This is a genomic window from Rudaea sp. (assembly GCF_047601565.1).
Lineage (GTDB): Bacteria > Pseudomonadota > Gammaproteobacteria > Xanthomonadales > Rhodanobacteraceae > Rudaea.
The window spans coordinates 2092334-2118610 of record NZ_JASGIY010000001.1; the positions used below are offsets into that span (position 1 = coordinate 2092334).

The following is a 26277-nucleotide window of genomic DNA, read 5'->3' on the forward strand; positions in this document are numbered from 1 at the left end:
ATGTTCAAAAGTAGTAGCGTGAGATCACGTCGGCGACGCAGGCGGGCTTGGCCTCGCCCTCGATCTCGACGGTCACGCGGATCGTCGCCTGCACGCTGCCGTCGCGCGCCAGTTCGGCGCCGATCAGTTCGCCGCGCCCGCGCACGCGGCTGCCGGCCTTGACCGCCGCCGGAAAGCGCACGCGCTCGCAGCCGTAGTTGGTGCCGAAGCGGAAGCGCACGTCGAGAATCTGCGGCAGGAAGCGCGCGACCAGCGCGAGCGTGAGGAAGCCGTGCGCGATCGTCGCGCCGAACGGCCCGCTCCTGGCGCGCGCCGGATCGACGTGGATCCATTGGTGGTCGTCGGTCGCATCGGCGAAGCGGTCGATGCGCGTCTGCTCGATTTCCAGCCACGGACTCGTGCCCAGCGTCGTGCCGGGCGCGGCGTCGAGCAGCGATTGCGCGTTCTCGAATAGCGGAATTTTCATGCTGGCCTCAGGCGCGCTGGCTCGATGCGGAGAGCACTTCGCCGACGAGATAGGATGCGTAGTCGGAGGCGAGGAACACGATCACGTTGGCGATTTCCCAGACCTCGGCCGCGCGCCCGAACGCCTCGCCGGCGGCGAGTTTGTCGAGCAGATGCTGCGGCGCGCTCTTGCGCAGGAAATCGTGCAGCGCGATCGACGGCGCCACCGCGTTGATGCGCACGCCGTGTTCGGCGGCCTCGAGCGCGGAGCAGCGCGTCAGCGCCATCACGCCGGCCTTGGCCGCGGCGTAGTGCGCCTGCTCCTTCTGCGCGCGCCAGCCGAGCACCGAGGCGTTGTTGACGATCGCGCCGCGTCCGCGCGGCTGCATTTTTCGCAGCATCGCGCGGGTCATGCGGAAGGTGCCGGTCAAGGTGACGTCGAGCACGCGCTGCCATTCCTCGTCGCTCATCTCGACCACAAGCTTGCTGCCGCCGAGCCCGGCGTTGTTGACCAGCACGTCGGTGCCGGCGAGCCGCTCATCGGCGAAGTCCACCAGCGCCTGCACCTGGCTCTCGTCGGTGACGTCGGCGAGCTTGCCGTGGATGGCCTGGAAGCCGGTCTCGGCCTTGAGTCGCGCGACGGCCTCGTCCAACCGGCGCGCATGGATGTCGGCGACGACCAGCGCGCGGCAGCCTTCCTCGGCGCAACGTCGCGCCGTCGCGTAACCGATGCCGGCGCCGGCGGCGGCCGTGACCAGAACCGATTTGCCGGCCAGCAACCGGTGCCCCGGCACATAGGCGGGCAGGGCGCTCGCGCCCGTGGCAGGGTGTTCGTTCATGCGCTGGCCTCGGTCGGTTGGATGGATTCCTGCGGCGCCGCCTCGCGCGGCATGCCGAGCGCGCGTTCGGCGATGATGTTGAGCTGGATCTCGTTGCTGCCGGCATAGATGGTGTCGGCGCGCGAAAAATAGAACAACTGCTGAAGGCGCCTGCCGGCATCGTCCTCGCGCATGCGGTCGGCATCGGTGCCGAGCACGTCGGCGGCGAGCTTGCCGAGGTCGCGGTGCCAGTTCGACCAATAGTATTTGTAGACCAGCGCTGCGCGCCGCGCGTCGGTGTCGGCGTCGCCGGCGAGCATGCGCAGCGAGTTGCAGCGCATCGCGCGCAGGCCGGCCCATGCCTGCGCGATGCGCGCACGAATGGAAGCGTCGCGCGCTGCGCCGTTCGCGCGCGCCACGGCGATGATCGTGTCGAGCTCATGGCGGAAGCGCATTTGCTGGCCGAGCGTGGACACGCCGCGTTCGAAGCCGAGCAGCGCCATTGCGATCTTCCAGCCTTCGCCCGGCGCGCCTACAATGTGGTCGGCCGCGGCGCGCGCGCCGTCGAAGAATACTTCGTTGAATTCGCAGGTGCCGGTGATCTGGCGGATCGGCCGGATCTCGACGCCCGGTTGGCGCAGCGGCAGCAGCAGGAAGGAAAGCCCGTGGTGGCCTTGCGAACCTGCTTGCGAGCGCGCAAGGACGAAAATCCAGTCGGATTCGTGCGCGAGCGAAGTCCATACCTTCTGGCCGTGCACGATCCAATCGCCGCTGGCTGTGTCCCGGCGGCAGCGCGTCTGCACGTTGGCGAGGTCCGAACCCGCGTCCGGTTCGGAGTAGCCCTGCGCCCAGAACTCGGTGCCGGCGACGATGGCCGGCAGGAAACGGCGTTTCTGTTCCCCGCTGCCGAAGGCGATCAAGGTCGGCCCGATCAAACCCTCGCCGATGTGGCCCATGCGCCCCGGGCCGCCGGCGCGCGCATACTCCTCGTGGAACACGACTTGTTCGTCGATCGACAGCGCGCGCCCGCCGTGTTCGCGCGGCCAGCCCAGGCAAGTCCAGCCGCTCGCGGCAAGTTCGCGTTCCCACTCCTTGCGCAGCTCGACGCAGGCGTCCTCGTCGCCGGGGCCGCCGCGATGACGCAAGGACTCGAAGCGGCCAGCGAGGTGGCGGTCCATCCAGAGCGCGACTTCGCTGCGGAAAGCACGGGTTTGCGCGTCGTCCACTCAGGCCACCTCCCGATCGATCAGCGCATCCGCGAGCGCGGTGCGCAGTTGTTGCGGCGCGCCGAGCCAGGCATGGCCGGCTTGCGCGCGCTTCAGGTGCAGATGCGCGTCGTGCTCCCAGGTGAAACCGATGCCGCCGTGCAACTGGATCGTCTCCTGCGCGCACCAGAAATAGGTCTCGCAGGCGAGCAGCTTGGCCGCCATGCACTCGTTCTCCGGTGTGCCTTCGCCGGCAGGCGAGGAGATCAGCGCGGCGGTGCCGTAGACCGTCGAGCGCAAGGTTTCGACGCGCACCATCATCTCCGCGCAGCGGTGCTTGATCGCCTGGAACGAGGCGAGCGCGCGGCCGAACTGGCGGCGCGTTTTCACGTAGTCGACGCTCATGTCGAGGCAGGCCTGCGCGCCGCCGAGTTGCTCGGCCGCGAGCGCCAGGCGCGAACGTGCGAGCGCGCGGCGCATGTCCGCCGCGCAGGCGTCGCCGCGGTCGATGCGGGCCGCCGCGTCGAGTTCGACGCCGTCGAGTTCGAGATCGGCGAAGCGCCGCGTGCGATCCCAGCCGCGAATCGCGTGCGCCGACAAACCCGGCGTGCCGCGCTCGATCGCGAACAGTGCGAGCGTATCGGAACCTTCGAGGTGCGCGGGTAGGAACAGCACTTCCGCGCTGGCGCCGTCGAGCACCTGCGCGGCGCAACCGTCGAGCGTCCAGCCGCGTGCGCTCCGGCGCGCACGCAGAACGGATGCGTCGGGGCAGGGCAGTGCGCTCGCGCGCAGATCGCCCGCCGCGATGCGCGGCAGATGGCGTTCGCGCGCGTCGTCGCTGCCTGCTTCGAGCAGGACGTTGGCGGCGAGGCAGGCAGTCGAGAAAAACGGCGCGCAGAACAGGCGGCGCCCCATCTGTTCGAGCAGCATCGCGTCCGCGATGGCGTCGAGGCCGAGGCCGCCGAGCGATGCGGGCACGCATGCCGCGCACCAGCCGAGTTCGCCGGCGGTGCGCGACCAGGTGTGTTCCTGCCAGCCCGCCTCGCTGTCGGCCGCGGCGCGCACGGCCGCGCTGTCGCTGACCTCGGCGAGGAAATGCTCGGCGGCGTCGCGAATCAGGGCCAGGTCGTCGTCGATTGCGGAACTCATGTTGCGCCGCGATGGTGGGAGTGCCGTGATTGTCGGCCCGCGTCGCGCGCGCGGCCTACTCCATCCGGACGATTCCCCATCACCTTCCACTGACTATGGTCGCGCCAAGGTGGGCCAGTCACGCGCCATCGGCGCGCGGTCAAGCCATCCTCGAATCACCATAAAAAATTCCCCGGGAGGGAAAATGCACAGCCATCCGCTACGCCGCAAGACCCTGTTTCTGGCATGCGCCGCCGCCTTCGGCCTGGTTTCGATCGCCGCCGCCGCAGACGATGCGACCGACGACAAGGCGCTGCCTGCGGCGAAGACGCAACCCGAAACCACCCAGCTCGGCAACGTCGTCGTCACCGCGCAGCGCCGCGAACAGCGCCTGGTGGACGTGCCGATCGCGGTGACCGCGATCGACACGCGCACGATCGAGCGCCTCGGCGTCAGCAACGTCAGCGACATCGGCGGGCTCGTGCCGGGCGTGCAGATCAACCAGACCATCGGCAACACCTATGGTCCGCTGATCACGATGCGCGGCATCTCGCCATCGGGCGACACCAACCTCGAGCGCGACCAGCCGGTCGGCATCTACATCGACGGCGTGCCGGTGTCGAAATCCACCGGCGCCGCGTTCGACACGGTGGACCTGCAGAGCGTGGAAGTGCTGCGCGGCCCGCAGGGCACGCTGTATGGCAAGAACACCGTGGCCGGCGCAGTCAACCTGGTCACGCGCCAGCCGACCGGCGAATTCGGCGGCTACGCCGAGATCGGCTACGGGCAATGGGACCGTTATCGCGAGCGCCTCGCGCTCAACCTGCCCACGTTCGACATGGGCTCGCTCGGCACGCTGAAGACCAAGATCGCGATCTCCGCCAAACAGGGCGACGGCGCCTACGACAACTACAAGACCAATGGCCACTTCGGCGACGTCAACCTCAAGGCCGCACGCTTCGATGCGTTGTGGGAACCGAACGAGAAGTTCTCCGCACTGTATGCGTTCGACGTCACTTGGAGCCACGGCACGCCCGACATGCTGGCGATGAATGCGATCGGCCCCTACATGCCGGCTGCGCTCAAGCCGCTGGTCGCGCCCTATGTCGTCAGCGACCGCCCGGACGGCATCTGGAACGACAGCGCCGTGCGCGCGGCCTATGGCGTCAACGGCCAAGCCCTGACCCTGAAATACGACCTCGGCGAAAGCGCGCTCGGCGACGTGCAACTGAAGTCGATCAGCTCGCAGCGCACGATGTTTTCGCGCAGCGGCACCGACTTCGACGGCACGCCGCTCGACCTGTTGCGCATCATCCTCAACAACGACTACACGCAGTGGTCGCAGGAGTTCCAGGTCCTCGGCAAGACCGACCGCGTGCACTACACGCTCGGCCTGTTCTACCTGCACGATTCGTGGCACGTCTACAACCCGCGCTGGAATTTCCAGTTCGGCGGCAACGCCTACGACGCGAACACGCGCGGCGGCGACGACGACAGCACCGCCGGCTACGGCCAATTCTCCTGGACTCCGCCGGTGCTGGACGATCGCCTCGAAGCGACCTTCGGCATCCGCTGGACGCGCGACGAGCGCGATGCGAACGAATTGCTGCTGTCGAACTCGGCCTACCTCGCCAACCCGTCCGCGGCGGCTTCGGGCGTGTTCGCGCGCGCGGCCGACGGCACGCCGCTCACGCGCAGCGGCCAAGCGGCGGCAGGCGCGCGGCCTGGCGCGGGCGGCATCGGTCCGTCCGACCTCTACCCGCTGTACGGCAGCGATTCCTGGTCGCGCGCCACGCCCGAGTTCAACCTGAGCTACAAGATCGACCCGGACTGGAATATCTACGGGCGCATCGCCAACGGCTACAAGGCCGGCGGCATCAACAACACCGCGTCGACCAATGCGGCGTTCAATGCCCACTACGATCCGGAAAAACTCACGTCCTACGAAATCGGCAGCAAGGGCGTGTATTTCGACCACCGCCTGCAACTCAATCTCGCCGCCTACCACACGGTGTACAAGGATTTCCAGGCCGGCGTGTTCGTGCCGGCGCTGATCACGACCAACATCATCAATGCGGGCGAGGCGAAGTTCGACGGCTTCGAGGTCGAGGCGGCGTTCCGCCCGGTCGACAACTTCACGCTCAATCTCGGCTACGGCCGCGTCAATCAGCGCTACACCGATTTCGTGCTGCCCAGCGGTCAGGACGTCACCCACACCTACCTGATCCCGCTTTCGCCCAAGAGCAACTACCAGATCGGCGCGGTGTATTCGGTGCCGCTCGATTTCGCCTCGCTGGAGGCGAGTCTCAACTATTCCTGGCGCGACAAGCAGTACACGACGATCACGCCCGATCCGACTTCGACGCTCAAGGCCTACGGCCTGCTCGATGCGCGCCTCGCCCTGACCAACATCCGCTTCGGCGAGTACAGCTCGCTCGAAGTGGCGTTGTGGGGCAAGAACCTGACCAACGAGAAATACTGGGTGGAGGCGATCAACCTGAGCGTGATGACGATTCGCCAGTGGGGCGATCCGCGCAGCGCCGGCATCGAGGCCAGACTGCGCTTCTGAAACGCCGGCCAGTGTTTCCCGTCGGCGATAGACCGTTCTCGGCGGAGTGTTTTTTGCGCCAATGCGGATGCGGATAATCGGGGCAAACCAGAACCGTGCGGCGACGTGTCGCACGAACGAACCACTCGGGAGGAAATCATGGACCGCTATCTCGTCATCTCGTCCGACGGCCACGCCGGACTGCCGCCGGAACGCTATCGCGACTACGTCGACTCCAGATACCACGCCGCGTTCGACGAGCGAGTCAAGATCGAAGTGCGGCAGCGCCTGGAATTCGAGAAGCATTTCCTGATCCACGACTTCAACACCAAATGGCGCGCGAAGGCCGGCGAGGGACTCGACGGCGCGTGGGACGGCACGATCCGCGACCGCGTGCTCGATCGCGACGGCGTCGCCGCCGAAGTGTTGTTCCCCGACGGCGTGACCGAACGCAACGCACCGCCGTTCGGTGCCGACATCGGCCTGCGCCCGTCGGCCGCGAACGCCGAACTGCAATGGGTCGGCGCGCGCGCGCACAACCGCTGGATGGCCGAGTTCTGCCGCGACAACCCGCTGCGCCGCATCGGCCTCGCCATCGTGCCGGCGCTGTACGACATCGAGGAGACGCTGAAGGAAATCCGCTGGGCGCGCGACAACGGCCTCAAGGGCGTGTTCTTCCCCGCGCTCACCGACGGTTTCGCGATGTACAACGACCGCAAGTACTACCCGGTGTGGGAACTCTTGCAGGACCTCGACATGCCGCTGCATTTCCACTCCGGCGCGGCGCCCGCGTTCGACATCACCCAGCCCGGCTGGATCGGCACGTATCTTTGCGAATACGCCTTCTGGCTGACGCGGCCGCTGTGGTCGCTCACGTTCGGCGGCGTGTTCGAGCTGTACCCGAAGCTCAAGGTCGCCTTCACCGAAGCCGGCGGCGAGTTCTGGTTCCCGTGGATCATCGAACTCATGGACGTGCGTGCCTCGGCCAAGCACACCAGCGGCAAGCTCGGCGACTACCGCACCAACATGACGATGAAGCCGAGCGAATACTTCGCGCGTCACGTGTGGATCGGCTGCTCCGCATTGCCCGACAACGAGACCACCGAGTCGTACTACAAGATCGGCATCGACCGCATTCTCTGGGGCACCGACTATCCACACCCCGAAGGCACCTGGCCGAACACGCACGAAAAGATGATGGAAAGCCTCGGCGGCCTGCCGGAAGCGGACATCGGCAAGATGCTTGGCGGCAACGCGCTCAGCGTCTACGATGTCGACGCCAGGGCGCTCAACGCACTCGCTGCGAAAATCGGGCCGCTCAAGGCGCCGTTCGTGAAACGCGCCGCATAGGCGGCGCAAGCGCATCCGTACTCTCCGGCCCCGTTCGCGGGGCCGTTTTCTTCTGCGCGACCCATCGACTACCATTGTTGGCCGCGAATCGGATCGGACAAGAGGTTGTGCATGTCAGCATGGCGCGGAATCGAGGAGTTCCTCGCCGTGGTCGCGGCCGGTAGTTTCACCGCCGCGGCCGACCAGCTCGGCGTGTCGAAATCCTACGTCAGCAAGACGGTCAACGAACTCGAGGGGCGCGTCGGCACGCAACTGCTCACGCGCAGCACGCGCCGCCTCGCGCTCACCGCGGCGGGCGAGTTGTTCCACGAACACTGCCGCCGCATGCAGGACGGTCTGATCGACGTCGAACGCCGCCTCACCCAGTTCCGCAGCGAGCCGATCGGCCGCCTGCGCGTCGGCCTCTCCGACATCTTCGGTTCGGACTACATGTCCTCGGTGCTCGCCGATTTCAGCGCGCAGCATCCCGACCTCGTGATCGAGCCGATCGCCTACCTGCGCGAAACCGACGTGGTGCAGGAAAACTACGACGTCGTGATCCGTTACGGCAATCTCGCCGACTCCTCGCTCAAGGCCAAGCTGTTCGGCTATCTCTCGTATTGCCTGTGCGCCGCGCCGGACTATCTGCGCAAGCACGACTGGCCCGCCTCGCCGGACGATTTCGCGCGCCACGACTGTCTCGTCGACCCGTCCGGCACGTTCCACTTCAACGACGGCTTGCGCGCGCGCGTACGCGGCAAGTGGGTCAGCAACAGCGGCGTCGCGCTGCGCTGGGCGGCGCGACGCGGGCTGGGCCTGGCGCATCTGCCGGTCAACGTGATCCGCAACGAACTGCTCGAAGGCAAGCTCCTCGCCTGCCACGAGCCGTGGACCTTCCACGACAAGGAGGCTTGGGTCGTGTTCTCCGCGGGCCTGATGCCGGCGGCGACGCGCGCCTTCGTCGATTTCCTCGCCACGCGCTTCCAGCACGACAAGGTGCGACCGTGGTCCACGGAACAACTCGCGCGCGGCCCGGCAGATTTCGGCGCGAAGTGAAGAGCAGCGGGCCGCTGCCGCCATTGTTCACCGGCGCGGAAGGTGAGTCTACGAACGGGCGCTTTATCGCCACGGCGTGTGGGTTAGCATCGATCCATTCAGACCCGCTCGAGCGGGCGATCAAGCGGAGGAAGGGTAATGCCCCAAGTCGAGCGGTTCCCGATGGGAATTCCTTTTGGCTGGTTCTTCGTCGGTTACAGCGAAGACTTGGCCGTCGGCGCGGTCAAGGCGCTGCATTATTTCGGTCGCGATCTGGTGCTGTTCCGCACCGCCAAGGGCGCGGCCGGTGTGCTCGATGCGTATTGTCCGCATCTCGGCGCGCATCTGGGCATCGGCGGCTGTGTCGAGGGCGAATCGCTGCGCTGTCCGTTCCACGCCTGGGCGTTTCGTCCGGACGGGTTCTGCAGCGACATTCCCTACGCCAAAAACATGCCGCCCAGGGCGCAGAAGGAGCCGCTCGCGCGCTCCTATGCGGTGCGCGAAACCAATGGCGTGATCTGGGTCTGGTATCACCCGCACGACATCGCGCCGACGTTCGAGGTGATCGATTACGCCGAGTTCAACGAGCCGGGCTGGGCGGCGCCGGTGAAGCGCGAATGGCGCTTCAAGAGCAATCCGCAGGAGATCGCCGAGAACGGCGTCGATTACGCGCATTTCCAGTTCGTGCACAAGATGGCCGCCGTGCCCGAGGGTGAGACGACCTACGACGGCCACCTGCGCCGCAGCCACGCCGCCGGCACGCGCGAGATCGCGCTGCCCGACGGCAGCATGAAAATGATCCCTTCCACCGTGACCACGGTGCAGAACGGCGCGGGCCAGAAAATCACGCAATTGACCGGCGTGGTCAATCTCGCGCTGATGGTGCTCGCCACGCCGGTCGAGGCCGACGACGTCGAGTTGCGCTTCTGCTTCACCCATCGTCCTGCCGCGCCGGGATCGCCCGAGGACGTCGCCTTTCATCGCGCCATCGAATACACCTGCGGGCAGACCGGCGTGGAAGGCGACATTCCGATCTGGACCCACAAGATCCACCGGGCGCGTCCGTTCCTGTGCGATGGCGATGGCCCGATCCTGCGCTTCCGCCGCTATTTCGAACAGTTCTACGTCGACGGCGACAAGCCGACGCGCGCTACCATCGCGGCCTGAGTCCGCGCCGCGCGCAGGCGCAAGTTCGCGCGTGCGCAATTCCATCCGGGTTCCACCATCCAGCGAGGCGAGCACCATGAGCAAACTGCGTTTTGTGCAAGGCATTCCCACGACCCGCGGCGCGACCAGCCGTAATACCGTCAGCGGCATCCGCGTGGTCTACGAAACCGATCCGGCCGTGGTGCAGGCGATGCTGCCGAGGCCGCTGGTCGCCGCCGAGCACCCCGAGGTGTATTTGCAGTTCATGCACGTGGCGATCCATGTCAGCGAAACGCAGACGCACGAAATCGGCGCGCTGACCACGGGCCTGATGTGCACTCACGAGGGCCAGCCGGGCGCCTACTGCTACTACATGGCGATGGAAGGCGAGTCGATCGTGACCTCCGGCCGCGAACGCTTCGGCGAGCCGAAGAAGGTCGCGCAGACCACATTCAAGAAGGACGGCGATCACGTGCGCGCCACCTGCGCGCGCCACGGCATCACCTTCTTCGAACTCGACGGCGAGATCGGCGCGGACAACGACGAGCCGAAGATGTTCGAGGAATACCTCTACTGCTACAAGGCGCTGATGTCGATCACCACGCCCGGCCAGTTCGATGGCGATGTATACCTGACGCGGCTAGACTGGAAGCGCAACTACACCGCGCGCCGCGACTTCAAGGGCACGGTGCGTTTCAACGAATCGGCCTACGATCCGCTGATCGACGTGCCGATCCGGCGCGTCACCCGGATGGAATACGTCGAAGGCGGCACGCTCACCAGCGGGCGCATCCTCGCGACCGTGCCGGGCGAGTACATCGCGCCGTTCTGGGTCGGGCGCTTCGACGACCCGTTCAACCCGGGCATCGACGTTCCCGCGGCCAAGGCGGCGTGATGGAAGACTTCCGCAACAAGGTCGCCGTCGTCACCGGCGGCGCCAGCGGCGTCGGCCGCGCGCTCGCGCAACGACTCGCCGCCGCGGGCGCGCGCGTGGTCATCGCCGACATCAATGCCGAGCGCGTCGCCGCGGTGGCCGCCGAATTGCGCGAGGCCACGCAAGGCGAAGTGTCGGGCATCGCCGCCGACGTGACCAAGGAAAATTCCGTGGACGCGCTCGCCGACCAGGTCCACGCGCGCCACGGCGCGGTGCACTTGCTGTTCAACAACGCCGGCGTCGGCCTCGGCGAGGCCAGGCGCGCGCTGTGGACGCTGCCGCTCAACGACTGGCGCTGGGGTCTCGACGTCAACGTGCTCGGCGTCGTGCACGGCATCAAGGCGTTCGTGCCGCGCATGCTGGAGGCGGACGAGGAAGCCGTCGTCGTCAACACCTCCTCGGCCAACGGCGGCCTGTATTCGCTGCCGAACACGCCGATCTACGCCGCGACCAAGGCCGCGGTGACGAGCCTCACCGAAGTGCTGCACCAGCAATTGCTGCGCGAAGGCAAGCGCGTGCGCGCGGCGGTGCTCTATCCGGGGCCCAACACGGTCAACACTGCGATCATGGCGTCCAAGCTGAGCCGTCCCGCCGAATATGCGGGCGACGCGCCCGAGGATCCGGTCGCGTACAAGTCGATGCAGGACCTCATCGCCGCGACCGGACTGAAGATGCAACTGACCGAGCCCGAGGAAGTCGCCGATTTCGCGCTCGCCGGCATCCGCGCCGGGCGCTTCTGGCTGATTCCGGAAAGCGAGCGTTCCGATCTCGCCGTGCGCAAGCGCACCGACAGCATCCTCGCGCGCGCCACGCCCGAATCGGCGTGGTAATCCATCCGGACGATACCCGCTCGTCGCCCGGCCGCTAAGGTGGCCTGCATGTGCGGATGCAGGCAGCGGTGGATCATATGAACGATGGCGCAGTGAACCCGGGCGCGGTCGCCGCCGCGTCGGCGCAGCGGGAAGCCGGCGGAGTCTATCGCTGGTACGTGGTCGGCGTGCTGCTTCTCGCCTATTGCCTATCCGCGCTCGACCAGCGCGTGCTCAGCCTGATGGTGGGGCCGATCAAGCACGATCTTGGCCTTTCCGATTTCCAGATCGGCCTGCTGCAGGGCTTCGCCTTCGCGTTGCTCTACAGCTTCGTCGGAATTCCGCTCGGTCGGCTGGTCGACGGTTCGCGCCGCCGCCCGCCCATCGTCGTCTGCGGCATCGCGCTGTGGTCGCTGGCCACCGCGGCCTGTGGCTTCGCGCGCGGCTTCGGCGCGTTGTTTGCCGCGCGCGTCGCCGTGGGCGTCGGCGAAGCCACGCTCGGCCCCGCCGCCTATTCGCTGATCAGCGACTACTTCGAACGCAACCGGCGCGCGCTCGCGATCAGTTTTTTCGCGATCGGCTATCCGGTCGGCGGTGCGATCGCGCTGATCCTCGGTGCGCACCTGCTGGAAGTGTTCGGACGCGGCGACGTGCCCGCCACGGGCCTGCTCGCGGGCCTGCATCCCTGGCAGATGGTGTTCGTCGCGCTCGGCATTCCCGGCATCCTCGTCGCGCTGCTCGTGGCGACGATACGCGAACCGGCGCGGCGCAACCTCGCGCCGGGCTACGGCGACCGCACGATCCCGCTGCCGGAGGCGCTGCGCTTCATCGTCGCGCACTGGCGCGTCTACGGCATGCTGCTCGGCTCCGGCTCGCTGATCGCCCTGCTCGCGATCGGCGTGAGCCTGTGGTATCCGGCTTTCCTGATGCGCACCTACCGCATGACGACCGGCGAGGTCGGCCTTTACTACGGCACGGTCATGCTCGTCTGCGGCACGATCGGCACGCTGTGCGGCGGCTGGCTCGGCGGTTGGCTCGCGCGGCGCGGCCGGCGCGACGCGAACATGCGCGTGGTGCTGTTCTCGACGATCCTGAAAGGCCTGCCGCTGATCGTCAGCCCGCTGATGCCGAACGCGACGCTGGCGCTCGCGTTCATGGCGCTCGGCACGTTGATCGGGCAGGCCTCGCAGGGCGTGCTGCTGGCGGCGGTGCAGGACGTGACGCCGAATCGCCTGCGTGGCCAGGTGAGCGCGTTGACCCTGTTCGCCATCAGCCTGTTCGGTTTCGGCCTCGGCGCGAGCTTCATCGCCGCGATCACCGATTTCGTGTTCCATGACGAAGGTGCGCTGCGCTATTCGATCGCGATCACCGGCGCGATCATGCTGCCGCTGATCGTGCTGCTGATCGTCCTCGGCATGCCCGCGTACCGGCGCGCGCTGGCGGAAATGGAAGAAGCGCGCTGAGCCGGAATTCCTCCCGCATCGTCGCCATGTATCCGAACACGCAATTGCTCATCGACGGCGCATGGCGCCAAGCCCTGTCCGGCAACAGCATCGCAGTATTCAACCCGGCGACGCACGAGGAGATCGGCCGCGTGGCGCACGCCGAAAAGGCCGATCTCGATTTCGCGCTCGAAGCCGCCGAGCGGGGTTTCAAAACGTGGCGCAAGATGTCGGCGTTCGAGCGCTGCAACCTCATGCGCAAGGCCGCCACCGTGTTGCGCGAGCGCGCCGACGCGGTGGCGACGATGCTGACGCTCGAACAAGGCAAGCCGCTGGCCGAGGCGCGGCAGGAAGTGCTGTTCGGAGCGGAGATCATCGACTGGTTCGCGGAGGAAGGCCGCCGCACCTACGGCCGTGTGATCCCGGCGCGCGCAGAGGGCGTCTACCAACTCGTCATCAAGGAGCCGGTCGGGCCGGTGGCGGCTTTCGCGCCGTGGAATTTTCCGATCAACCAGGTGGTGCGCAAACTCTGCGCAGCGCTCGCCACGGGCTGCTCGATCATCGTCAAGGCGCCCGAGGAAACGCCGGCCTCGCCGGCGCAATTGATCCGCGCCTTCGTCGACGCCGGTGTGCCCGCGGGCGTGATCGGCCTCGTGTACGGCGATCCCGCAAACATTTCGGGCCATCTGATCGCGCATCCGGTGATCCGCAAGATCTCGTTCACCGGTTCCACCACGGTCGGCAAGCAGCTCGCGGCGCTGGCCGGTGAGCACATGAAGCGCGCCACGATGGAACTCGGCGGCCACGCGCCGGTGATCGTGTTCGACGATGCGGACGCCGAAGCCGCGGCGAGGACGATGGCCTTCATGAAGTTCCGCAATGCAGGGCAGGTGTGCGTGTCGCCGACGCGATTCCTCGTGCAGGAAGGCGTCTACGAAAAATTCGTCGCGCAATTCGCGGCCAGCGCGAAAGCGCTCAAGGTCGGCAACGGTCTGGACAAGGGCGTGGAAATGGCCACGCTCGCCAATCCGCGCCGGCCGGCGGCGATGCTCGCCCACGTCGAGGACGCGCAAAGACACGGCGGCAAATTGCTCGCCGGCGGTCATCCGCTCGGCGCGGTCGGCAATTTCTTCGAGCCGACCGTGCTCGCCGAACTGCCGGCCGACGCGCTGGCGATGAACCAGGAACCGTTCGGCCCACTCGCCGTCGTCAACCCGTTCAAGAGTTTCGGCGACGCGGTGAAAGAAGCCAACCGCCTGCCTTATGGCCTGGCCGCCTATGCGTGGACGCGCTCGGCGAAAACCGCGCAGGCCGTCGCCGCGCAGGTCGAAGCCGGCATGGTGACGATCAACCACCTCGGCCTCGCCCTGCCCGAAGTGCCGTTCGGCGGCGTCAAGGATTCCGGCTACGGCTCCGAAGGCGGCAGCGAAGCGCTGGAGCCCTACCTCAATCCGAAGTTCGTGTCGCAGGCGGGGTTGTGATGTTTTTCCCCGTTCATCGTCGCCTCTCGCCATAACCTGGGCGGCGTCGATCATGTTTGACGACGAGCACGCGAATACCGTCCTCGACCTGCCGATAGATGACCGTAAAGGGGAAAACCGCAGTGGCAAAACCCCTTCTGCCTGCGGTTCTCGGAGTGCCGATGTCGGGATGATCGAGCAGCAGTCTGGCTAGTGGATGGAACTCGGCAATGAACCTTGCGGCTAGTGCGGGCGAACCTTCACGTTCACCAAATCGCCGCGTTTTCGAGATCGCGTTCCGCTTCAGGACGAAGAGCGATTCTCACCCGTGGAAGCGTGCGCGCAGGCGGGCCATGGCGTCTTCGAGTGGAATGGCGGCGGCGACGCTGGAATTCAACTCGGCGTCGCGTTGTGCGGCGACTTGCTCCCATTGTTCTTCACCTTCCACGTCCACATCGAGGCTGGGAATGAGGCGTTCGAGCAAGTGCGAGCGATCTTCCTTCGACAGGCTGAGCGCTTGCGCTTGAAGAATATCGAGGGCGGTGGACATGATCTGGTCTCTTGCCGGGACAACCCATCGGGAATAGCTTGCCACGAATGGAGTGAACCGGCAGCGCAAGAGAAGCTTCACAGCGGCGTGTCGTCGCCTTGGTCAAACAGGCTGATCAACTACCCCAGACTTTCTGCGCCGGCCGCGCCTCGGCAATGAGCGCATCGACGACGGCGGTGAGTTCTTCGGCGCCCCAGCGCGCGCCCTTGTCACGCAACGGGCCGCGGTGCCAGCCTTCGGCGAGCGCGAGCTTGCCGCCTTCGACTTCGAACACCTGGCCGGTCACGTGCGCCGAACGCACGCTGCACAACCAGACCACGAGCGGAGCGACGTTTTCCGGCGCGTAGTAGTCGAAGCCTCCGTCGGCGGGCGGTTGCATCATCTGCGCGAATACCTGCTCGGTCATGCCGGTGCGCGCCGCCGGCGCGAGTGCGTTGGCGGTGACGCCGTAGCGTTGCAGTTCGGCGGCCTGCACCAGCGTCAGTGTCGCCACGCCGGCCTTGGCCGCGCTGTAGTTGCCTTGGCCAACCGAGCCTTGCAGACCAGCGCCGGAACTGGTGTTGACGATGCGCGCGTCGACGCGCTCGCCGCGCTTGGACTGCTCGCGCCAGCGTCGCGCAAGCAGGTTGGAGAGGCAGAAATGGCCCTTGAGATGCACGCGCATCACTTCGTCCCAATCGCTTTCGTCGAGGCTCGCGAACATGCGGTCGCGCGTGATGCCGGCGTTGTTGACGACGCCATGCACTTCGCCGAACGCGGCCAGTGCGTGCTCGACGATGGACTGCGCGTCAATCACGCTGGTGATGTCCCTGCTGTCGGCCTCGGCGCGGCCGCCGCTCGCGCGGATCGCCGCGACCACCGCCTGCGCGGCGTCGGCGCGCACGTCGTTGACGAGCACGCCAGCGCCCGCCGCTGCAAGCGCCTGCGCATAGGCGCGGCCGAGGCCGCCGCCCGCACCGGTGACGATGACGTTGCGCTGTGCGCACAGGCCGCTCATGACAGACGCTCCAGGATCGTGACGTTGGCGACGCCGCCACCCTCGCACATGGTCTGCAACCCGTAGCGCGCGTTGCGGCGTTCGAGTTCGTGCAGCAGCGTGGTCGCCAGCTTGGCGCCGGTCGCGCCGAGCGGATGCGCGAGCGCGATCGCGCCGCCGTTGACGTTGGTACGGTCGTGCGCGTAGCCGGTTTCCGCCAGCCAGGCGAGCACGACCGGGGCGAACGCTTCGTTGATCTCGACGAGGTCGATGTCGTCCATACGCATGCCGGCCTTGCGCAGCGCCTGGCGCGTCGCGGGAATCGGCGCGGTGAGCATATGGATCGGATCGTCGGCGTAGACGCTCATGTGGTGGATGCGCGCACGCGGCTTCAAGCCGTAATGTTTCAACGCAGCTTCGGACACGACCAGCAGGGCCGCCGCCGCATCGCCGGTCTGGCTCGACACGCCCGCGGTCAGGCGGCCATCCGGCAGCAGCGTTTCGAGCTTGGCCATCTGTTCGAGCGAGGTGTCGCGCACGGTCTCGTCGGCGGCGAGGCCGAAGCTTTCCACCAATTCGCGCGCGAAGCGGCCTTCGTTCTGTGCGCGCCGCGCGCGCAAATGCGATTCGAGCGCGAACGCCTCCATCGCCTCGCGCGAGACGTTCCATTGGCGCGCGATCAGTTCGGCCGCATGGAATTGCGAGACGGGCTCGTCGCCGAAACGCGCGCGCCAACCCGTGGAGCCCGAAAACGGATCGTCGAAGCCGAGCGGCCTGCCGGCGAGCATTGCCGAGGAGATCGGAATCTGCGTCATCGTCTGCACGCCGCCGGCGACGACGACGTCCTGCGTGCCGCTCATCACCGCCTGTGCGGCGAAATGCAGTGCCTGCTGCGATGAGCCGCACTGGCGGTCGATGGTCACGCCGGGCACGTGCAGCGGCAGGCCCGCGGCCAGCCAGGCGGTGCGCGCGATGTTGCCGGCGAGCGGGCCGATCGCATCGACGCAGCCGAACACGACGTCGTCGTAGTCCTGCGCCGGAATCTTGTTGCGCGCGACCAGCGTCTGCAAAACGTGCGCACCGAGATCGGCGCCATGCACGTGGGCGAGCGCGCCCTTGCGCTTGCCGGTCGGCGTGCGCAGCGCATCGACGATGTAGGCTTCGGCCATGACTTCGTGCTCCTTCAGATCAGGCCGGCATCGGCGTCGGCGAACGCGCGCGCGGCCACGCGCTGCTTGTGCCAGGCGCGGCTGCCCCAGGTCGCTTCGAGCGCCCAGGCGCGCTTCATGTACATCTGCAAGTCCGCTTCCCATGTGTAGCCGATGGCGCCGTGCACTTGCAGGCTCTTGCGCGCGGCCAGCAGCGCGGCCTCGCCAGCGGCGAGTTTGGCGTGCGACACCGCTGCGACGGCGTTGCGATCGTCGTGCTGCAAGGTCCACGCGGCGTGGTGCAACACCGGCCGCGCGAACTCGATCTTCACCGCCACGTCGGCGAGATGGTGCTTGACCGCCTGGAACGAACCGATGGCCTTGCCGAATTGCTTGCGCTGCGCGGCGTAATCGACGCCGAGATCGAGCGTGCGCTGGGCGAGGCCGACGAGTTGCCCCGCAGCGGCGAGCGCGCCGCGCGCGGCGGTGCGCGCCCAAATGCGTTCGCCCTGCGCTGCCTCGGCGACGCGCGTCGTCGCACTCGGCGACCACGCCAGCGAATACAGCCGGCGCGAGCGGTCGAGACTCGGCTGCGGAGTCAGAGCAACGGCGTCGCGCGACAGCGCATGCACTTCGTCCGCGTGCGCGAGCAGCAGCAGGTCGGCGAGGTGCGCGTCGGCGACGAAGGGATTGAGCGCATGTCCGATCGCGATGCGCGCGCTGCCCTCGGCGATGCGAGGCAACCATTCGCGCCTGAGCGGCGCATCGTCGGGCAAGTCTGCGAGCAGGCCCGCGCCGAGATGCGCGCTGTCGCCGAGCGAATCGGGTATCGCGAAATAGCCCAGTTCGTGATGGATCAGGCTCCAATCGACTTCGCCGAGTCCGAGTCCGCCGTATTCCTGCGACACCGACAGCGCGGTCAGTCCCTGCTCGGCGAACCGGCGGCGCAACGCCTGCGAGCGGCCGTCGGGCGTTTCCCAGATTTCGCGCAGCACTTCGGGCGCGGCCTCGATCAAGAGCAGTTTGCGCACGGCGTCGCGCAGCGCGATCTGGTCGGCGCTGAAACGGAAATCCATCGGTCAGCTCCGCGGCAGGCCGAGCATGCGCTCGGCGATGATGTTGCGCTGGATTTCGTTGGTGCCGGCGTAGATCGGGCCGGCCTGCGCGAACAGGAAACCCTCGAGCCAGCGGCCGTGGTCCGCGACCGCGGGCGCATCTGGAGTCAATTCGGCCAGCGGTCCGAGAATGCGCTGCGCGGTGTCGTGCACGGCCAGATCGAGTTCGGACCAGAAGATCTTGTTGGTCGAAGCCTCCGGGCCGATCCTGCCGCCGGCGATGAGCTGGCTTGCCGTGGCGTAGGTGGCGCAGGCATAGGCTTGCGCGTCCATCCAGCACTTCAGCACCGCGTCGCGGATCGACGGATCGGCATCGGCCTGCTCGCGATGGCGTTGGTAGAGATCGACCAGCGCGCGCGCAGTCGCCTGGAAGCGTGCGGGCGAGCGCAGCATCAAGCCGCGCTCGAAGCCGGCCGTCGCCATCGCCACATTCCAGCCCTGGCCCTCCTCGCCGAGCCGGTTCGCGACCGGCACGCGCACGCCGTCGAAAAAGATTTCCGCGAAGCCCGGCAGGCCGTTGAGCTGGCGGATCGGCCGCACCGTGATGCCGGGCGTGTCGAGCGGTACGAGGAGGAAGGTCAGGCCGTGGTGGCGCTGCGAATCCGCATCGCTGCGGAACATGCCGAACAGCCAGTCGGCGAACACCGCGCGCGTCGACCAGGTTTTCTGCCCGTCGATGACGTAGTGCTCGCCGTCGCGCCTTGCCTTGGTGCGGATCGCGGCCATGTCCGAGCCTGCGCCAGGTTCGCTCCAGCCCTGCGCCCAGACGTGCTCGCCGGTCGCCATGCGCGGCAGGAAATACGCCTTCTGCTCGGCGCTGCCGTATTCCATCAGCGTGGGGCCGAGCAGGAAGATGCCGTTCTGGTTGACGCGCAGCGGCGCGCCGGCGCGCCAGTATTCTTCCTCGAAGATCAGCCAGTCGATCAGATCGCAGCCGCGCCCGCCGTACTCGCGCGGCCAGTTGACCATGCCGAAGCGGCCTTCGTGCAGCGTCGCTTCCCAGCGCCGGTGCGCGGCGAAGCCTTCCCGCGTGTCGAAATTCGGCAACGGCTGCTTCGGCACGTGCGCGGCCATCCACGCCCGCACCTCGGCGCGGAACTCTCGCTGCGCTGGCGTCCAGGCGAGGTTCATATCCTGAACTTCGCCTCGCGCCCGGCGACGAAGGCGCGGCGCGCCTCGGCGGAATCGGCTTCGCTGTAGGCCTGCAAGGTGAAGCCCTGTTCCCAGCGATATTTGTCTTCGAGGTTGCCGTTCTCGATGCCGTTGAGCGACTCCTTGGCGAGGCGGATCATCACGCCCGACTTAGCCGCGATCTTGCGCGCGATGGCGAAGGCAGCCTCGCGCAGTTCCGCGCGCGGCACGATTTTTTCGATGCCGCCGAAACGGAAAGCCTCGGCTGCGCCGATCGCCTCGCCGGTGAAATACATCGCGCGCACTTTCTGCAACGGGAACAGGCGCTGCAGGTGCGCGCCGCCGCCCAACGCTCCGCGATCGACCTCGGGCACGCCGAAGCTCGCATCGTCCGAGGCAATGACGATGTCGGCCGCGCCGGCGAGACCGATGCCGCCGCCGAGCACGAAGCCGTGCACGGCCGCGATCACCGGCAACGGATTTCGGTGCACCGCGCGGAAGCTGTCGTAATTGCCGCGATTGACCGAGACGATGCGCTCGGGATGCGCGTCGAGTTCCTTGATGTCCACGCCCGCGCAGAAGCCGCGGCCCTCGGCACGCAGCACGATGACGCGCGCCGCGCGTTTGCGACCCAGGCGTTCGATTTCGGCGGCGAGCGCATTCCATCCGGCCGCGTCCAGCGCGTTGACCGGCGGGCGGTCGATGACCAGTTCGGCGATGCCGTCGGCGATCGCGCTCTTGAAATATTCGCTCATTTTCCGTTTCCTTCCGCTTGCGCGACGCCCAGCGCGGCGAGGCGCGCCTGCGCCTGCGCCACGATCGCCTCGATCAATTCGGCCACGCTCGGCAGCGCATCGATCACCGCGGCGACCTGGCCCGACGGCAGCACGCCTTCGTCGGGCCGGCCCTCGACCATCGCGCGCTGGATGATGACCGGTGCGTTCGCCGCCATCATCGTCCGAATGGCCGATTCGCCTTCGCCCAGCGCTTTGAAAAACGTCGCCGCCATCTGCGCGGCCGTCGTGCCGGTTTGTCTGCGCCAATGCCAGGCGCTGCCGAGCGCAACGCGAAGGCGCCGCAACAAACCGCCGCGTTCGAGGCCGAGCAGGAACGGATTGTCGATCATGCGCTGCGGCAGGCCGTCGAGCGCAGTCGAAGCGCGGATGTGGCCGACGTCCTTGACATCGAGATATTTTTGCAAGGTCGCGCGCGGCACCGGCGATTCGGCGGTCATCAAAAAGCGCGTTCCCATGGCGATGCCGGCGGCGCCGTAGGCGAGCGCGCCAGCGAGGCCGCGTCCGTCGTGGAATCCGCCCGCCGCGACCACTGGCACCTGTACCGCATCGAGCACCTGCGGCAGCAGCAGCGTGGTCGGCACCGAACCGGTGTGACCGCCGCCTTCCGCGCCCTGCACGGTGACGATGTCGGCGCCGAGTTCGACCGCCTTCTGCGCGTGCTTGAGTGCGCCGACCGTCGGCATGCGCAGCACGCCGGCATCGGCGAAACGGCGGATCGTCTTCGCATCCGGCCCGCGTCCGTAGGACACGGCGCGCACGCGATCGGCGTTCTTCAGCACGAGTTCGATCACCTCGTTCGCGTTCGACTGGAACATGTGGAAGTTGACGCCGAACGGCGCATTCGTCGTCGCGCGCGCGTCGGCGATCGCGCGTTCGAGTTGCGCGGTCGACATCACCGCCGCGGCGAGGAAACCGAAACCGCCCGCGTTCGAGGTCGCGGCGACGAGGCGCGCGTCGGCGACCCAGCCCATCGCCGTCTGCACGATCGGGTAGCGGCAGCCGAGCGCGCGCGTCAGCGCGGTGTCGAGTGCATTCATCGCTTCACGATCACGGACGAACCGTGTCCGAACAGGCCCTGATTGGCGGTGATGCCGACCCTGGCGTTTTCCACTTGTCGCGCGCCCGCGTCGCCGCGCAATTGCCAGGCCAACTCGCACACCTGCGCGAGCGCCTGTGCGGGCACCGCCTCGCCGAAGCAGGCGAGGCCGCCCGAAGGATTGACCGGAATGCGCCCGCCGATACGCGTGGCGCCCGCGCGCGCGAGCTGCGCCGCTGCGCCGCGCGCGCACAGTTGCAGGTCTTCGATCCAGTCGAGTTCGAGCGCGGTCGACAGGTCGTAGACCTCGGCCAGCGACACGTCGGCCGGCGCGATGCCGGCCTCCTCGTAGGCGCGCGCGGGCAGTGCGGCGCGGAAACTCTGCGCGGGCGCGGCGACGGCGGAGTCGGTCGCGATGTCGGGCATCTCGACCACGGCGGAAGGGAAGGTCGGCGTCGCGGTCGAGATCGCGGCGATGCGCGGCGCGCGGGCCTTGCCGATTTTTTTCGCGTAATCGAGGCTGGACACGATCAGCGCGGCAGCGCCGTCGGAAGTGGCGCAGACGTCCATCAAACGCAACGGATCGGCCACGAGCGGCGAGGCGGCCACTTCCTCGGGCGTGAACGCCTTGCGGTAGCGCGCGTTCGCATTGGCGAGGCCGTGCGCGGCGTTCTTGACCTTGACCGCGGCGAAGTCCTCCACCGTGTCGCCGTACAGCGCCATGCGCCGGCGCGCGTACAGCGCGAAGTAGCTCGGGTTGGTGATGCCGAGGCGGAAGCGCACCCAGTCCGGATCGTCGGGCCGCTCGCCCGGCTGCGGCTTGAGAAAGCCTTTCGGCGTGGTGTCCGCGCCGACCGCGAGCGCGACTTCGCATTCGCCCGAAAGAATCTTCGAGCGCGCCGCCGCGAGCGCCTGCGAACCCGAGGCGCAGGCCGCGTAACTGGTGTTGACCTGCGCGCCCTGCCAGCCCAGCGCCTGCGCGAACGTGGCGCCCGCGACCTGGCCGGGATAGCCGTTGCGGATCGTGGCCGCGCCCGAGACGAAGCGCACATCGCGCCAGTCCACGCCCGCGTCGGCGAGCGCGTCGCGCGCGGCCTTCACGCCATACTCGACGAAGTTGCGCCCCCATTTGCCCCACGGGTGCATGCCGACGCCGAGGATCGCGATCTCGCCGCGGCTCATGCCTACGGTTTCCATTTCCACGCCAGCCTGCCGTCGGCGAGCGGCTCGACCACGAGTTCCATCGCCTGCCCGACGCGCAACGCCTCGACGCCGATGCCGGCTGCGACCTGGCCGAGCACGATCATCTTTTCCTTTTCGAGTTCGACGGCGGCGATCGCGAACGGCACGAACGCGCCGTCCTGCGGCAGTACGTAAGGTTCCGGCGGCGCATAGGCGGCATTGGTGTACGACCACAGCTTGCCGCTGCGCGACAGCGGCACGGGCTCGAACGTTTCGCCCGCGCAATCCGGATTGCGGCAGAACGCCACGGCCGGCTTCGGGAAGTAATAGCTGCCGCAGGCGCGGCAACGCGCGCCGAGCAGATGCGGTTGTGCATCGGTCGTGAACCAACCTTGGAGCAGCGGAGCACTCATGTCACGCCTGCGAGCGGATCGCGGGCGGGTTGTTCTTCAGCACCGCGCCGCGCAGATTGTGCGGATCGAGCCGCTGGATGATCTCGAGTTGTTCGGCGCTCGGCAGCGGCGTTTCGCCCAGGTCGTCGATGCGCAGCAGCGGGAAGCCAGTGGCCGCCTGCGCCGCATCGAAGCCGACGCCCGGGTGCAGCGAGACGACGCGCGCGGCGTGGCCGGGACCGCCGAAATCCATCACGCACAAATCGGTGACGACACGGCGCACGTCGAGGAAATCGCGCTTCATGCCGCTCGCCCAGCGCGCGTCGTTGTAGCCGGCGGCGCTGACCATGTCGACTTCGCCGGCGACGAACACGCGCGGCGAATGCGCCGGCACGAAATAAGAATTGGCGTGGTTGACGCTGTTGCCCGGCAGTCCGCGCACGCCGAGCACGGCGGCCTTGGGCTTGGCGTAATCGCCGATGGCGGAAAGATTGGCCTGGCCGTAGCGATCGATCTGGCTCGGGCCGATCATGGCGTGGCGCCGGCCGCCCCAGACGCACTCGAACACGCGCTCGAACGGCAGGTGGCCTTCGTACTTCGGCACGTAGTCGCCGCGCGCGCCGAGCGGCACCGGTTCGGCGACGAGATATGCCTCGCTGTCGGTCATCAGCAATTCGGACGAATGCGTCAGCTTGGCCAGCGAGGCGCCGAGGCGCGGGATCGTCGTGATGCCCGAGGCGAGCACTTCGCCGTTGCCGCGCCAAGCTTCGCTGGCGGCCACGATCATCAATTCGGCCAGGGTCGGTTGCACGCTCATGCTCAGAACACCGGCAGTTCGAGTTGGCCGATGCGCGCCGCGCCGCCGACCTTGGCGAGATAGGCCGCTTCGCCCGGCGCGACGAATTCATCGAAGTACGCGCGCCAGCCGTCCGCTGTCGCAGCCGAGGCGTTATAGCGCTTGAGATGTTCCATGTCCCAGCCGTAGTCGGGGCCGAGGTAGGTTGGATGCGCGCCCTGCGGCGCATGCACGACGGCGTGCACGAGATAGCGCTCGAAAAAATTCTGCCGCGCCGTGTCGGCATCGAGTGCGAAACGCTCGTGCACGCTTTCGGCGCTGACGATGACGTGTTTCGCGGCGCGTGCGAAAAGGTGGTCGAAGAACACGTCGTGGCCTCGCAGCAGCGTGTTGCCGAGGCGGTCGGCCGCGTTGACGTGGAGCAGGGCGGCATCGAGCTCGAGTGCCGGCATCGCGACGTAGACCTCGCCGTCGGCGTAGGGGCTGGCCACCGTCTTCAGACGCGGATTGCGCGCCAGCACGTCGCTGCCCAAACCTGCGCGCGTCGGCAGGAACGACATGCGCATCGCCGTCGCGCGCAGGCCCCATTCGAACATTCCCTCGTCGTATTCCTCGACCTCGATCGCGCCCGACTCGCGCGCGCGGCGGTAATGTGGTTCGAGCGCAATCGCATCGAGCGTGACGAAGGCGAAGATCAGCTTGCGCACCTTGCCGGCGGCGCACAGCATGCCAACGTCGGGGCCACCGTAGGAGACGAGTGTCAAATCCTTGAGCGGCGAGCGCAGGATCTCGCGCACCAGCGCCATCGGCTTGCGCCGCGGACCCCAGCCGCCGATGCCGAGCGTCATGCCGTCGCGCAAGTCGGCCACGGCGTCGCGCGCGCTGGTTTGCTTGTCGAACGTCACCTCGATTCCTCGCGAATGCCTCCCGTCGTCCGCAACCGCGACGGATCACGCGCCAAGTGTGACGGACGCGGCCCCGAGGTTCATCGTCCGATGAGACTATCGAGACTTTCGTAAATTGAGTGCCGGAAAATTCTACCGTCGCTCAATTTACGAAAGCCTCGATAGCAACTCGCGCAGGCGCGCGAGCGCGAAGCCGCGGTGGCTGATGCGGTTTTTGACCGCGGCGTCGAGTTCGCCCGCGGGGCCGTGCGACGGATCGAAAAATATTGGGTCGTAGCCGAAACCCTTGTCGCCTTGCGGCGCGTGCAGGATGTGGCCGCGCCAAATGCCTTCGGCGATCAGCGGCGCAGGATCGTCCGCGCGGCGCAGCAGGGCGAGGGTGCAGTGGAAATGCGCGCTGCGCCGATCGTCCGGCACGTCGCGCAGCACGGCCAGCAGCTTGGCGTTGTTCGCCGCGTTGTCGCCGTGCGTGCCTGCGTAACGCGCCGAATGCAACCCTGGCGCGCCGCCGAGCGCGTCGACGCAGAGGCCCGAGTCGTCCGCGAGCGCGGGCAGGCCGGACAGGCGCGCGGCATGGCGCGCCTTGATCAGCGCGTTTTCGACGAAGGTCGCGCCGGTTTCCTCGGCGTCGCCGATGCCGAACTCGCTTTGCGCGACGAGTTCGATGCCGCTGTCGGCGAGCACCTTGTGGATCTCGGCGAGCTTGCCGAGGTTGCTGCTGGCGAGGACGAGCTTCATCGCGCCTTCGGTTCGATCAAGTCCCAGCGATTGCCGTACAAGTCGCGGAACACGGCGACGGTACCGTAGGCTTCGTGGCGCGGCGCCTGTTCGAGCCGTGCGCCGTGCGCGACGAGGCGGGTGTGATCGCGCGCAAAGTCGTCGGTGTGCAGGAAGAAACCAACGCGGCCGCCGTGCTGGTCGCCGACTTGTGCGGCCTGCGCCGGTCCGTCCGCACGCGCGAGCAGCAGCGCGAACGCGGCGTCCGTAGACGGTGCGATGCGCACCCAGCGCTTGCCGCCGCCGAGATCGCTGTCTTCGATCACGACGAAGCCGAGCGCATCGCGATACCACGCTATCGCCTCGTCGTAGTCGCGCACCAGCAGCGCGACATGCGCGATACGGCGGCGGTTCATTGCGCGAGCGCCTGCCGTTGCCTGGCGAACAATTCGCCGATGCCCTTCTGCGCAAGCACGAGCAACGCGTCGAGTTCGTCGCGGCGGAGCGCGTGGCCTTCGGCCGTGCCCTGCAGTTCGATGAAGCCGCCGCCGTCGTTCATGACGACGTTCATGTCGGTGTCGCAGGCGGAGTCTTCGGGATAGTCGAGGTCGAGCACGGGCGTGCCGCGGTACACGCCGACCGAGACGGCGGCGACCGCGCCGAGGATCGGGTTCTTCTTCAGCGCGCCGCGTTTCGTCAGCGAACTCACCGCATCGACCAGGGCGACATAGGCGCCCGTGATCGCCGCGGTGCGCGTGCCGCCATCGGCCTGGAGCACGTCGCAGTCGAGCGTGACGGTTCTTTCGCCAAGCGCCGAGCGATCGACGCAGGCGCGAAGCGCGCGGCCGATCAGGCGCTGGATTTCCATCGTGCGCCCGCCCTGGCCGCCGCGTGCGGCCTCGCGCTGGGTGCGCTCCTTGGTCGCGCGCGGCAGCATGCCGTATTCGGCCGTGACCCAGCCTTCGCCCTTGCCCCGCAGGAACGGCGGCACTTTTTCCTCGATGCTGGCCGTGCACAGCACGCGCGTGTCGCCGAACGCGATCAGCACCGAGCCTTCGGCGTGGCGCGTGTAGCCGCGTTCGATCGTGACGGCGCGCAATTCGTTGGCGGCGCGGCCGCTGGGGCGTTGGAAGTTCGTCATGGATGCGGTCGGAAACTATGGGGCGGAGCGGTATTGTAGGCGAGGACGGCCAGTGCGCATGGCATACTGCGTGCCCCATTCATCCGGTATTCC

27 protein-coding genes are annotated in these 26277 nt (G+C 67.6%); 8 read left to right on the forward strand and 19 right to left on the reverse strand.

What is annotated here, in order from left to right; translation table 11 throughout:
- Positions 1–4 precede the first annotated feature (4 nt).
- The 4 genes from QM741_RS09070 to QM741_RS09085 are packed head-to-tail and all read right to left on the reverse strand — an operon-like array spanning position 5 to position 3616.
- Entirely contained in the window at positions 5–466 is a 462-nt protein-coding gene (locus QM741_RS09070; RefSeq protein WP_415207389.1) for a MaoC family dehydratase, read from the reverse strand.
- 7 nt (positions 467–473) lie between these two features.
- Positions 474–1283, reverse strand: coding sequence for an SDR family oxidoreductase (locus tag QM741_RS09075; RefSeq protein ID WP_415207390.1), 810 nt, complete (start codon positions 1281–1283; stop codon positions 474–476).
- Entirely contained in the window at positions 1280–2488 is a 1209-nt protein-coding gene (locus QM741_RS09080) for an acyl-CoA dehydrogenase family protein (protein WP_415207391.1), read from the reverse strand. The genes QM741_RS09075 and QM741_RS09080 overlap by 4 nt, the downstream gene beginning before the upstream one ends.
- Positions 2489–3616 carry an acyl-CoA dehydrogenase family protein gene (locus QM741_RS09085; protein WP_415207392.1) on the reverse strand — a complete coding sequence of 376 codons (1128 nt, stop codon included), beginning with the start codon at positions 3614–3616 and terminating at the stop codon, positions 2489–2491.
- A gap of 184 nt (positions 3617–3800) precedes the next feature.
- Here QM741_RS09085 and QM741_RS09090 point away from each other — a divergent pair, with 184 nt between their 5' ends.
- The 8 genes from QM741_RS09090 to QM741_RS09125 all read left to right on the forward strand — a co-directional run bounded on the left by QM741_RS09090 (position 3801) and on the right by QM741_RS09125 (position 14319).
- Positions 3801–6164 (forward strand): TonB-dependent receptor, encoded by a 2364-nt coding sequence (locus QM741_RS09090; RefSeq protein WP_415207393.1) that lies wholly within the window; start codon positions 3801–3803, stop codon positions 6162–6164.
- A 138-nt stretch (positions 6165–6302) separates the two neighbouring features.
- Positions 6303–7493: an amidohydrolase family protein gene (locus QM741_RS09095; protein ID WP_415207394.1), complete on the forward strand. Its 1191-nt coding sequence runs from the start codon at positions 6303–6305 to the stop codon at positions 7491–7493.
- Between the two features lie 111 nt (positions 7494–7604).
- Positions 7605–8528 carry a LysR family transcriptional regulator gene (locus QM741_RS09100; protein ID WP_415207395.1) on the forward strand — a complete coding sequence of 308 codons (924 nt, stop codon included), beginning with the start codon at positions 7605–7607 and terminating at the stop codon, positions 8526–8528.
- Positions 8529–8690: 162 nt separating this feature from the next.
- Positions 8691–9674 carry a Rieske 2Fe-2S domain-containing protein gene (locus tag QM741_RS09105; protein ID WP_415207396.1) on the forward strand — a complete coding sequence of 328 codons (984 nt, stop codon included), beginning with the start codon at positions 8691–8693 and terminating at the stop codon, positions 9672–9674.
- Between the two features lie 76 nt (positions 9675–9750).
- Entirely contained in the window at positions 9751–10548 is a 798-nt protein-coding gene (locus tag QM741_RS09110; protein WP_415207397.1) for an acetoacetate decarboxylase family protein, read from the forward strand.
- Positions 10548–11417 (forward strand): SDR family NAD(P)-dependent oxidoreductase, encoded by an 870-nt coding sequence (locus QM741_RS09115; protein WP_415207398.1) that lies wholly within the window; start codon positions 10548–10550, stop codon positions 11415–11417. The genes QM741_RS09110 and QM741_RS09115 overlap by 1 nt, the downstream gene beginning before the upstream one ends.
- A 77-nt stretch (positions 11418–11494) precedes the next feature.
- Complete coding sequence (locus tag QM741_RS09120; protein WP_415207399.1) at positions 11495–12859, forward strand: spinster family MFS transporter; 1365 nt, start codon at positions 11495–11497, stop codon at positions 12857–12859.
- Between the two features lie 26 nt (positions 12860–12885).
- Positions 12886–14319, forward strand: a complete 1434-nt coding sequence (locus QM741_RS09125; protein WP_415207400.1) for an NAD-dependent succinate-semialdehyde dehydrogenase — start codon at positions 12886–12888, stop codon at positions 14317–14319.
- Between the two features lie 13 nt (positions 14320–14332).
- Here QM741_RS09125 and QM741_RS09130 read toward each other — a convergent pair whose 3' ends face one another.
- The 15 genes from QM741_RS09130 to rph all read right to left on the reverse strand — a co-directional run bounded on the left by QM741_RS09130 (position 14333) and on the right by rph (position 26184).
- On the reverse strand, positions 14333–14605 hold the full coding sequence (locus tag QM741_RS09130; protein ID WP_415209098.1) for a type II toxin-antitoxin system RelE/ParE family toxin: 273 nt from the start codon (positions 14603–14605) through the stop codon (positions 14333–14335).
- Between the two features lie 15 nt (positions 14606–14620).
- Entirely contained in the window at positions 14621–14848 is a 228-nt protein-coding gene (locus QM741_RS09135; RefSeq protein WP_415207401.1) for an addiction module protein, read from the reverse strand.
- A gap of 115 nt (positions 14849–14963) precedes the next feature.
- Positions 14964–15845 (reverse strand): SDR family oxidoreductase, encoded by an 882-nt coding sequence (locus QM741_RS09140; protein ID WP_415207402.1) that lies wholly within the window; start codon positions 15843–15845, stop codon positions 14964–14966.
- Complete coding sequence (locus QM741_RS09145; protein WP_415207403.1) at positions 15842–16993, reverse strand: acetyl-CoA C-acetyltransferase; 1152 nt, start codon at positions 16991–16993, stop codon at positions 15842–15844. Before QM741_RS09145 ends, QM741_RS09140 begins: the two co-directional genes overlap by 4 nt.
- 14 nt (positions 16994–17007) lie before the next feature.
- On the reverse strand, positions 17008–18048 hold the full coding sequence (locus tag QM741_RS09150; RefSeq protein WP_415207404.1) for an acyl-CoA dehydrogenase family protein: 1041 nt from the start codon (positions 18046–18048) through the stop codon (positions 17008–17010).
- A 3-nt stretch (positions 18049–18051) separates the two neighbouring features.
- Positions 18052–19218 carry an acyl-CoA dehydrogenase family protein gene (locus QM741_RS09155; RefSeq protein ID WP_415207405.1) on the reverse strand — a complete coding sequence of 389 codons (1167 nt, stop codon included), beginning with the start codon at positions 19216–19218 and terminating at the stop codon, positions 18052–18054.
- Positions 19215–19973 carry an enoyl-CoA hydratase family protein gene (locus QM741_RS09160; protein ID WP_415207406.1) on the reverse strand — a complete coding sequence of 253 codons (759 nt, stop codon included), beginning with the start codon at positions 19971–19973 and terminating at the stop codon, positions 19215–19217. Before QM741_RS09160 ends, QM741_RS09155 begins: the two co-directional genes overlap by 4 nt.
- The gene (locus tag QM741_RS09165; RefSeq protein WP_415207407.1) at positions 19970–21052 is read right to left on the reverse strand and encodes an NAD(P)H-dependent flavin oxidoreductase; all 1083 of its coding nucleotides are present in this window, start codon (positions 21050–21052) and stop codon (positions 19970–19972) included. The genes QM741_RS09160 and QM741_RS09165 overlap by 4 nt, the downstream gene beginning before the upstream one ends.
- Positions 21049–22248: a lipid-transfer protein gene (locus QM741_RS09170; RefSeq protein ID WP_415207408.1), complete on the reverse strand. Its 1200-nt coding sequence runs from the start codon at positions 22246–22248 to the stop codon at positions 21049–21051. Before QM741_RS09170 ends, QM741_RS09165 begins: the two co-directional genes overlap by 4 nt.
- A complete protein-coding gene (locus QM741_RS09175) occupies positions 22236–22646 on the reverse strand; it encodes a Zn-ribbon domain-containing OB-fold protein (protein WP_415207409.1) in 411 nt (136 codons plus the stop codon). Before QM741_RS09175 ends, QM741_RS09170 begins: the two co-directional genes overlap by 13 nt.
- Before the next feature lies 1 nt (position 22647).
- Complete coding sequence (locus tag QM741_RS09180; protein WP_415207410.1) at positions 22648–23442, reverse strand: CoA-transferase subunit beta; 795 nt, start codon at positions 23440–23442, stop codon at positions 22648–22650.
- 2 nt (positions 23443–23444) lie between these two features.
- Positions 23445–24326 (reverse strand): CoA transferase subunit A, encoded by an 882-nt coding sequence (locus QM741_RS09185; protein ID WP_415207411.1) that lies wholly within the window; start codon positions 24324–24326, stop codon positions 23445–23447.
- A 147-nt stretch (positions 24327–24473) separates the two neighbouring features.
- The gene (gene rdgB / locus QM741_RS09190) at positions 24474–25064 is read right to left on the reverse strand and encodes an RdgB/HAM1 family non-canonical purine NTP pyrophosphatase (protein WP_415207412.1); all 591 of its coding nucleotides are present in this window, start codon (positions 25062–25064) and stop codon (positions 24474–24476) included.
- Complete coding sequence (locus QM741_RS09195; protein WP_415207413.1) at positions 25061–25459, reverse strand: VOC family protein; 399 nt, start codon at positions 25457–25459, stop codon at positions 25061–25063. Before QM741_RS09195 ends, rdgB begins: the two co-directional genes overlap by 4 nt.
- Complete coding sequence (rph, locus tag QM741_RS09200; protein WP_415207414.1) at positions 25456–26184, reverse strand: ribonuclease PH; 729 nt, start codon at positions 26182–26184, stop codon at positions 25456–25458. Before rph ends, QM741_RS09195 begins: the two co-directional genes overlap by 4 nt.
- Between the last annotated feature and the right edge of the window lie 93 nt (positions 26185–26277).